The 8,737-nt window shown below is 63.9% G+C and carries 7 protein-coding genes; 2 read left to right on the top strand and 5 right to left on the bottom strand.

Translation table 11 applies throughout. The features are described from left to right. Positions 1-40: 40 nt before the first annotated feature. Both corA and B552_RS0120250 read right to left on the bottom strand, forming a co-directional pair. Positions 41-1,003, bottom strand: coding sequence for a magnesium/cobalt transporter CorA (corA, locus tag B552_RS0120255; RefSeq protein ID WP_019450882.1), 963 nt, complete (start codon positions 1,001-1,003; stop codon positions 41-43). A gap of 518 nt (positions 1,004-1,521) precedes the next feature. Beyond that, the gene (locus B552_RS0120250; RefSeq protein ID WP_019450881.1) at positions 1,522-2,406 is read right to left on the bottom strand and encodes a DMT family transporter; all 885 of its coding nucleotides are present in this window, start codon (positions 2,404-2,406) and stop codon (positions 1,522-1,524) included. Positions 2,407-2,661: 255 nt separating this feature from the next. Here B552_RS0120250 and pyrF point away from each other — a divergent pair, with 255 nt between their 5' ends. Then, complete coding sequence (pyrF, locus tag B552_RS0120245; RefSeq protein WP_019450880.1) at positions 2,662-3,480, top strand: orotidine-5'-phosphate decarboxylase; 819 nt, start codon at positions 2,662-2,664, stop codon at positions 3,478-3,480. 51 nt (positions 3,481-3,531) lie between these two features. Here pyrF and B552_RS0120240 read toward each other — a convergent pair whose 3' ends face one another. From B552_RS0120240 to thiL, 3 genes are all read right to left on the bottom strand, one after another. Further along, positions 3,532-4,029 carry a CinA family protein gene (locus tag B552_RS0120240; RefSeq protein WP_019450879.1) on the bottom strand — a complete coding sequence of 166 codons (498 nt, stop codon included), beginning with the start codon at positions 4,027-4,029 and terminating at the stop codon, positions 3,532-3,534. 36 nt (positions 4,030-4,065) lie between these two features. Beyond that, positions 4,066-4,638, bottom strand: coding sequence for a phosphatidylglycerophosphatase A (locus B552_RS0120235; RefSeq protein WP_019450878.1), 573 nt, complete (start codon positions 4,636-4,638; stop codon positions 4,066-4,068). Between the two features lie 117 nt (positions 4,639-4,755). Next, the gene (gene thiL / locus B552_RS0120230; protein ID WP_026035866.1) at positions 4,756-5,733 is read right to left on the bottom strand and encodes a thiamine-phosphate kinase; all 978 of its coding nucleotides are present in this window, start codon (positions 5,731-5,733) and stop codon (positions 4,756-4,758) included. A gap of 261 nt (positions 5,734-5,994) precedes the next feature. On the opposite strand from thiL, the gene B552_RS0120225 reads away from it, so the two are divergent. Further along, positions 5,995-8,319, top strand: a complete 2,325-nt coding sequence (locus tag B552_RS0120225; RefSeq protein ID WP_019450876.1) for an NADP-dependent malic enzyme — start codon at positions 5,995-5,997, stop codon at positions 8,317-8,319. Positions 8,320-8,737: the final 418 nt, after the last annotated feature.

The raw sequence follows: 8,737 nt of genomic DNA, 5'->3' as shown, positions 1-8,737 counted from the left end.
CCCGCCGTGCGGGAGAGGGGAGCAAGACCAGGCGCGTCAACTAGCCCAGCCAGCCCTTCCTGCGGAAATACACCAGCGGAATCGCCGCGGAGACCGCCATCAGCCCGATCGCCCACGGATAGCCCGCGGCCCAGTCAAGCTCGGGCATCACCTTGAAGTTCATGCCGTAGACGCTGGCGATCAGCGTGGGCGGCATCAGCGCCACCGACACCACCGAGAACAGCTTGATGATCTTGTTCTGGTTGATGTTGATGAAACCGACCGTGGCATCCATCAGGAAGTTGATCTTGTCGAACAGGAACGCGGTGTGGTTCTCGATCGAATCGATATCGCGCAGGATCTGGCGCGCTTCATCCTGCTGTTCGGCTGACAATAACTGGCTGCGCATCAGGAACGACACCGCGCGGCGCGTATCCATGACGTTGCGGCGGATGCGGCCATTCAGGTCTTCCTCGCGCGCGATGGTTTCCAGCACGTCGGCAGCGGCGGCGTCGGTCACGTTCTCGGCCAGTACGCGGCGGCTGGCTTCTTCCAGTCGCTCGTAGATTTCCTCGATCGAATCGGCCGAGTACTCGGCGTCGGTCGCGTAGAGGTCCATCAGCACGTCCTTGGCGTTGCGCACCGAGCCCGGGCGCATCCGCGCGCGCAGCCGCACCAGGCGGAACACGGGAAGGTCCTCGTCGTGAATCGAGAAGAGAACGTCGCGCGTGAGCACGAAGGCCACGCGTACGTTGCGCGACGCTTCATCCTCGTCGAGCAGGAAGTCCGTGCGGATGTGAATGTTCTCGTCCTCGCCCTCGAAATAGCGGGCCGAGGCTTCGAGGTCGCCAAGGTCCTCGAGTTCCGGCAGGACCACGCCGTATGCTTCCTTGATCCACGCGAGTTCCTCGTCGTCGGGACTCACCACGTCGATCCAGATGGGCTTGTGCTGCAGCAGCTCGTTGCGCTCGTCGACCTGCTCCTGGGCAAGCCGGCCTTTCTGCAGGACGAACAGATTGATCATCCCTTGGATTCCTTGTTACTTGGAGGTGCTTCGCTTCATCGCGATAGCACCGCCGATTGCGCTGGGTCTACATCGGAGACGGGCGCAGGCAAGGCTCACCAGCAATGTGATCATGGCGCGGCCGGGCAAGCGTGATCGCGCTGCGGCGAGTGTGTGCCGCTACGCGATGGCGTTTGCCTGCGTGTTTGCCGGGATATGGCTGGCAAGCCGGGGGAGGGAAGATCCGAAGCGCGACGCGGCAGCCGGTGCGGCGGCCGCAAGGGGAAACGGAAAGACACTCACCCGCAGGTGTCTGCGGGCAAGGACGGCGACGGGCAGGGACCGGGCCCCGCACGGATCGACGTTACGCAGCCCGCAGTGACATGGCATTCGACGGTGCTGCGGCCGTGCCGCTGCAACTCGAACACCCGATGCTACTGCCCACGTACTTTCTCCGGGATTCTGATGGCCGCGAGTGTAATCCAACGCGGGGGGGCTTGTTAAGTGAAATCTCCTTGGCGTTGCTACCCGCCACTGCTTCACATACGCCGGCGCAGCAAGGGGGCGAGCATCACCGAGGACAGCGATGCGAACATCAGCAGGATGGCTGCATAGTCCTGCCAGTGCGGTGTTTCGCCGAGCAGCCACATGCCCGAAAACACCCCAACGACGGGGATGAACATGATCGACAGGCTGGAGACCACGGGCGGCAGGCTGCGCGCGAGCATGAACCAGACAAGCTGGCAGTACGCAAAGACCACCACCGCGTTGTAGGCGATGGCGCCCCATTCGATCGCGGTAGGCATGCGCCAGCCGGTCTCGAACAGCAACGAGCCGATGGCAAGGAACGGCAGCGTGATGGCCAGCATCCAGAATGTCAGCGGGCCGATCGGCACGTCTGTATGGCTGCGTTTCAGGAGCTGGGTGCCGAAGCCCCAGCCGGCAGCGGCCACGAGCATCATCAGCGAGCCGGCCGGGCTGCCGGTCAGGGCTGCGATCTCGCCCGACAGCAGCAGGATCGTGCCGGCCAGCGCGCAGCCGATGCCGATCCACGCCGACAGCGCGATGCGGTCGCGATAGATCACCAGGCCCCACACAACGGCCCAGATCGGCATTGTGTAGCCCAGAATCGCAGCGCGGCCCGATGACAGCATCTTGACCGCGCAAATTGCGAACAGGTGCCAGATCACCATGTTCGGGATCGCCAGTTTCAGGACCGTACCCCAGGCCGCGCGCGGCACGCGCAGCGAATCGCCGCGAATCTTCAGCGCCAGGCCCAGTGCCACCAGCCCGCCCACCATGCACAGCATCCGGAAACCCATCGCCGGAAAGTGCGCCACGCCCAGCTTCATGATCGGCCAGTTGATGCCCCAGGCAATGGTCAGGATGACGAGGAGGATGAGACCGCGGCGGTCGAGTGTCATGGGGAAAGGGGGAGACGTGGCGACATGCGGACGCGCTGACCAAAAGATTCGGAAAGGCGTCGGGGTCGCTCTTTTAAGCGGAAGCTTCAGACAATATCACGCCAACAGGTAAAATTGCCGCCAACGCCATTTGTTGCAATGCAAAACCCCGCCGGGGCAACTTTGCTGCCAACCGGCCGGCGCATGCCCGCGTTATGCTGTGTAGACACTGGTTCACAGCCGGGCCGCCGGCTTCACCCGAACTCCGAACATCCCATGACTTTTACCGAGCAGCTGTCCGCCGCGTGGCAGCGTAATGATTCCCTGCTTTGTGTCGGGCTCGATCCGGACCCGGCCAAGCTGCCGCTGTCCCTGACCGGCACGGGCGGTGCGATCTTCTCGTTCTGCCGTGAGATCGTCGACGCCACCGCAGACCTGGTCTGCGCCTTCAAGCCGCAGATCGCCTATTTCCACTCGCAGCGCGCCGAGGATCAGCTCGAGCAGCTCATCGAGTACATCCACGACGCCCATCCGGGCGTCCCCGTGATCCTGGACGCCAAGCGCGGTGATATCGGCTCCACAGCCGAGCACTATGCGATCGAGGCGTTCGGGCGCTACAAGGCCGATGCCGTGACGGTCAGCCCATACATGGGTTTCGATTCGATGTCGCCATACCTGGCGCATCCCGGCAAGGGTGTGATCGTGCTGTGCCGGACGTCCAATCCCGGTGGGTCGGACGTGCAGTTCCTGCAGGTCGATGGCAAGCCGCTGTATCAGGTGGTGGCCGAGGCCGCGCGCGAGCGCTGGAATACCAATGGCCAGATGGGTCTGGTGGTGGGCGCGACGTTCCCGAATGAGATCGCGAAAGTGCGTCAGATCGTCGGCGACATGCCGCTGCTGATCCCCGGCATTGGCGCCCAGGGCGGCGATATCGAGGCTACCGTCAAGGCTGGCCGCACGGCCGACGGCACCGGCATGATGATCAATTCGTCGCGGGCGATCCTGTACGCCAGCCGCGAAAAGGACTTCGCCATCGCGGCGCGCAACGTGGCGCTGCAGACGCGCGAGGCAATCAACCGCTATCGGCACGGCTGATTGGGGTTCTGGGTTTTCCCCTCTCCCAAGAAATGGGAGGGGGAGTAATTCTCAGGCTTCGTTCCGAATCAGTTCCAGCAACCCGCGCATCGCATGTTCGGCGGCCTGACGGCGGATCTGGGCGCGGTCGCCCTTGAATCGCTGCGTGTCCGTCTGCGTGGTGATGCGGTTGGTCCAGCCAAAGCAGACCATGCCAACCGGCTTCTCGGCCGTGCCGCCACCCGGGCCGGCAATTCCCGTGATCGACAGCGCCACCTGCGCGCGGCTGTTCAGCAGCGCGCCTTCGGCCATCGCGTGAGCCACTTCCTCGCTGACCGCGCCATGATCGCGGATCAACTTCACGGGAACACCGACCATCGTTGTCTTGGCTTCGTTCGAATAGGTCACGAAGCCGCGCTCAAACCAGCCAGAAGACCCCGAAACGTCGGTGATCGCAGCGGCGACAAGTCCGCCCGTGCACGATTCCGCGGTGGCAAGCATGAGCGAATGTTCCGCTAGGGCGGCTCCGGCCTGAATGGCAAGCTGGTCGAGCAGTCGGCTGACGGACATGACGGCGGGTTCCTGAAAATCCGGTGTGGTTGGCGCTCAGATCGAGCGCCACAAGGCGAAGACGAGAAGCGTGTAGAACGCCGCGAAGATGTCGTCGAACATCACGCCGAACGCGCCGATAAAGCCCGGACCCTTGAGCGTGCGATCGTAGTAGCGGATTGGTGCCGGCTTGACGATATCGAAGAAGCGAAACCACACGAATGCGGCGAACTGGCCCCAGAATCCGGTCGGCATCACGAACAGCAGCACCAGCCAGAACGCGACGATCTCGTCCCAGACCATGCTGCCATGGTCGTAGACGCCCATGTCGCGCGCCGTGCGCAGGCAGGCCCAGATGCCGAGCAGGAAGCCTGCCGCGATGATCCAGAGCCATGTGGTCGGGTCGACCCACTTCGAAATCACGACGAACGTCAGCCAGCCAAACAGCGTGCCGATGGTGCCAGGGCTGACCGGGGAAAGGCCGGAGCCGAAGCCCAGCGCGATCAGGCGGGCCGGGTGGCCGAGCATGAAACGGGCCGTCGGCCGCGTGACTTTCACGGTCTGGCCGGCTTCCAGCGTGACGGGATCGGCGGGGTCGCTCGGTGCGGCCCCGGGTGGGTAGGCGGACATCAAGGATTGGCTCGTCAGTCTTTATGTTCTAGGGCGCGTTTTGGGCCTGGAAAAGGTGCCTGGGAAATTTCTCCCGCGCGCATGGGCGGCATCATGACACGGCTTGTGCGCCGCGTGTCAGGGCGCGGCGAAATGATCGAACGACGTGCCCGTGAACAGGTAGGGGTTGCCGTCACGATCAACAAGGCGCAGGCCGGCCTCCGGCGTGATCGATCCGACGCGTGTGAGCAGCAGGCCAAGCTGTCGCCCAATGCCCGCGATGGCTTCGCGTGCACCTGCCGGGGCAGTGAAACACAATTCGTAGTCGTCGCCACCGGCCAGCACGCAGGCCCGCTGACACTCCAGCGGCTGGGCGCCGAGGATTTCCGAGCGCGGCAGCGCGTCGACGTCGACAATCGCGCCAACCGAGGAACGCTCGAGGATGTGGCCGAGGTCGCCGATCAGGCCGTCGGAGATGTCGAGTGCTGCATGCGCTACACCGCGCAGCGCCAGACCCAGCGCCACACGCGGCGTCGGCATTTCCATCCGTGGGCGGATCAGCGTGAAATCAGGCTCGGGCAGCAGCCATTCGCCACGACAGTCGCCCAGGGCCAGGCGGGCGTCGCCGAGCGCGCCGGAAACCCAGATATCGTCGCCAGGCCGCGCGGCATCGCGTCGCAGTGCCTGGCGCGGCGGCACGTCGCCGAACACCGTGATCGACAGCGTCAGTGGCCCTTTCGTGGTATCACCGCCAATCAGTTCGCAGCCGTGGTCGTCGGCCAGCGCCAGCATGCCAGCGGCGAATTCGGCCAGCCAGGCGGCGTCTGCCTCCGGCAGGGCCAGCGCCAGCGTGAAAGCGCGCGGCTCGGCCCCCATCGCGGCAAGATCGGACAGATTCACGGCCAGCGCCTTGTGCCCAAGCGCACGCGGCGGCACATCGGGGAAGAAATGCCGGCCGCTGACCAGCATGTCTGTGCTGATTGCCAGCTGATGACCGGGTCGTGCGTCGATCAGTGCACAATCATCGCCCACGCCCAGCGCGGCCTTGCGGACAGGGCGCGTGAAAAAGCGTCGGATCAGGTCAAACTCGGAAAGCGCTGGGGAGGAATCGTGCATGGAGGCAGGCGGGGGATCCGGGCGGGCGAGCGTTGTGAATCCCTTTGGAGACTCCTGCTGGTCAAGCCCATCGGCATGCGGCATATTGTACCGAAACGCAAAGGTGCTCCGCGCAAAAGGCTTATTGTGAAATAGTATTTCACAATATAAAATGCGCAGTTCCCAGAGCGCCAAACAGCGGAGACAGCGGGTTCGTGGAGCCGGCCCGCACCTCAACGCAAGCGCTATACAGTGCGGCTCCACCGATCGGAAGATGCGCAGATGACAAGCCCTCAGCAGTCCCCGTCCCAAGACGATCTGAAACAGCAGCAGCGTGAGGCGCTGCGCAAGGCCGCGCTCGAGTATCACGAGTTTCCGACCCCCGGCAAGATTTCCGTCACCCCGACCAAGCCGCTGTCGAACCAGCGCGACCTGGCCCTGGCCTATTCGCCGGGCGTGGCCGCCGCTTGCGAGGAAATCGTCGCCAATCCGGCTGATTCGTTCCGCTACACCGCGCGCGGCAACCTCGTGGCCGTGATTACCAACGGCACCGCCGTGCTGGGCCTTGGCGACATCGGCGCGGCCGCGTCGAAGCCGGTGATGGAAGGCAAGGGCGGCCTGTTCAAGAAATTCGCCGGTATCGATGTGTTCGATATCGAAATCGACGAGAAAGACCCGGAAAAGCTCGTCGACATCATTGCCTCGCTCGAGCCGACGTTCGGCGGTATCAACCTTGAAGACATCAAGGCGCCGGAGTGCTTCTACGTCGAGCGCAAGCTGCGCGAGCGGATGAAGATTCCCGTCTTCCACGACGACCAGCACGGCACCGCAATCGTCGTGGGTGCAGCCGTGGTCAACGGCCTGAAGGTGGTGGGCAAGGACATCTCCAAGGTCAAGCTGGTGACCTCTGGTGCCGGCGCCGCCGCGCTGGCCTGCCTGGACCTGCTCGTCGACATGGGCCTGCCCATCGAGAATATCTGGGTAACGGACCTGGCCGGCGTGGTCTATGAAGGCCGCACCGAACTGATGGACCCGGAAAAGGCGCGTTTCTCGCAGAAGACCGACAAGCGCCGCCTTGCCGAGGTCATCGAGGGCGCCGACATCTTCCTGGGCCTGTCCGCCGCCGGCGTGCTGAAGCCCGAGATGGTGCAGAAGATGGCCGACAAGCCGCTGGTGCTGGCGCTGGCCAACCCGAACCCGGAAATCATGCCGGAGCTGGTCAAGGAAGTACGTCCGGACGCCGTGATCGCCACGGGCCGTACCGACTATCCGAACCAGGTCAACAACGTCCTCTGCTTCCCGTTCATCTTCCGCGGCGCGCTCGATTGCGGCGCCACGACGATCACGCGTGAAATGGAAATCGCCGCCGCGAATGCCGTGGCGGAACTGGCGCGCCAGGAGCAGAGCGATATCGTGGCTTCGGCCTACGGCATCCAGGATCTGTCGTTCGGCCCCGAATACCTGATCCCGAAGCCGTTCGATCCGCGCCTGATCGTCAAGATCGCGCCGGCCGTGGCTGAGGCCGCCGCCAAGTCGGGCGTGGCATCGCGCCCGATCGAGGACATGGACGCGTACCGCCTGCAGCTGCAGCAGTTCGTCTACCACTCGGGCACGCTGATGAAGCCGATCTACGCGGCCGCCCGCAAGGTGCAGAAGGACAAGAAGCGCATCGTCTTTGCCGAGGGCGAAGAGGAGCGCGTGCTGCGCGCGGTGCAGGTGATCGTCGATGAAAAGCTGGCCAACCCGATCCTGATCGGCCGCCCGGCCGTGCTGGCGCACCGCATCGAGCGTTTCGGCCTGCGTCTGCGCATGGGCGAGGACTTCACGGTGGTGAACCCCGAGCACGACGAGCGCTTCCGCGAGTATTCGGACACGTACTACCGCATGATGGCGCGCGAAGGCATTACGCCGCAGTACGCCAAGCTGGAGCTGCGCCGCCGTACCACGCTGATCGGATCGATGCTGGTCAAGAAGGGCGAAGCCGACGGCATGATCTGCGGCACGGTCAGCACCACGGCTGCTCACCTGCGCTATATCGACCAGGTAATTGGCGGCACCAACTGCGTGTACGCCGCGATGAACGGCCTGGTACTGCCGGGCCGCCAGATCTTCCTGGTGGACACGCACGTCAACGTCGATCCGACCGCCGCGGAACTGGCCGAAATCACGATCATGGCCGCGGAAGAGCTCAAGCGCTTTGGTATCGAGCCGAAGGTGGGCCTGCTGTCGCATTCGAACTTCGGTACGTCGGAAGCGCCGTCGGCACGCAAGATGCGCGACACGCTGAAGATCCTGCGCGAACGCGCGCCGGACCTGGAGGTCGACGGCGAAATGCACGGTGACAGCGCACTCGACGAAAAGCTGCGCGATTCGCTGGTGCCGGACAGCACGCTCAAGGGCGAAGCCAACCTGCTGGTGTGCCCGAACATCGATGCGGCCAACATCTCGTACAACCTGCTCAAGGTGGCGGCTGGCAACAACGTGGCCATCGGCCCGATCCTGCTCGGCGTCAAGGCGCCGGTGCACATCCTGACGCCGTCGGCCACGGTGCGCCGTATCGTCAACATGACTGCGCTGGTGGTGGTTGATGCAGCGGCCAAGGGCTGATGATGCACTGATGTTGCGACGGATTCAGGTTTCCTGAAGCCGTAATGAAAAAAGCCGGGCTCGCCCGGCTTTTTTCACGCCCGCAAGATATTGCCGCTTGCGGGGTTAGTGTGCGCACACATTTCCATAACATGTTGAAACAATTGAGAAAAATAGGCGGCAGCTGGCGCAGGGATTGATTAATGATGGACATGCGCGTAACCTTACGCCTTTGAATGCGGGCGTTCGCCTTGAGCGCGCCGGCACCTGCGAGCGATGATCGTCAGGGCCGGGGTGCGTCCCCAATAACTTTTCGCCAACTTTTTCAATAACGTGGGTTCCCGGATTTCCCCGAGCCAGTCGCAGCGGCAGTCACATTGGCAGTCCCTGAGCCTGGTGCGAAGCCTGGGCCACGTGTTGGCGGGCGCAGCGCTATCGA

The organism is Cupriavidus sp. BIS7 (genome assembly GCF_000292345.1).
Taxonomy (GTDB): Bacteria; Pseudomonadota; Gammaproteobacteria; order Burkholderiales; family Burkholderiaceae; genus Cupriavidus.
Note: the sequence above shows the minus strand (reverse complement) of the source record. Positions and strands in the feature narration are given on the sequence as shown.

Coding starts and splice junctions, on each gene's coding strand:
- corA (WP_019450882.1), bottom strand. CDS start 1,003: ATGATCAATCTGTTCGTCCTGCAGAAAGGCCGGCTTGCCCAGGAGCAG.
- B552_RS0120250 (WP_019450881.1), bottom strand. CDS start 2,406: ATGACACTCGACCGCCGCGGTCTCATCCTCCTCGTCATCCTGACCATT.
- pyrF (WP_019450880.1), top strand. CDS start 2,662: ATGACTTTTACCGAGCAGCTGTCCGCCGCGTGGCAGCGTAATGATTCC.
- B552_RS0120240 (WP_019450879.1), bottom strand. CDS start 4,029: ATGTCCGTCAGCCGACTGCTCGACCAGCTTGCCATTCAGGCCGGAGCC.
- B552_RS0120235 (WP_019450878.1), bottom strand. CDS start 4,638: ATGTCCGCCTACCCACCCGGGGCCGCACCGAGCGACCCCGCCGATCCC.
- thiL (WP_026035866.1), bottom strand. CDS start 5,733: ATGCACGATTCCTCCCCAGCGCTTTCCGAGTTTGACCTGATCCGACGC.
- B552_RS0120225 (WP_019450876.1), top strand. CDS start 5,995: ATGACAAGCCCTCAGCAGTCCCCGTCCCAAGACGATCTGAAACAGCAG.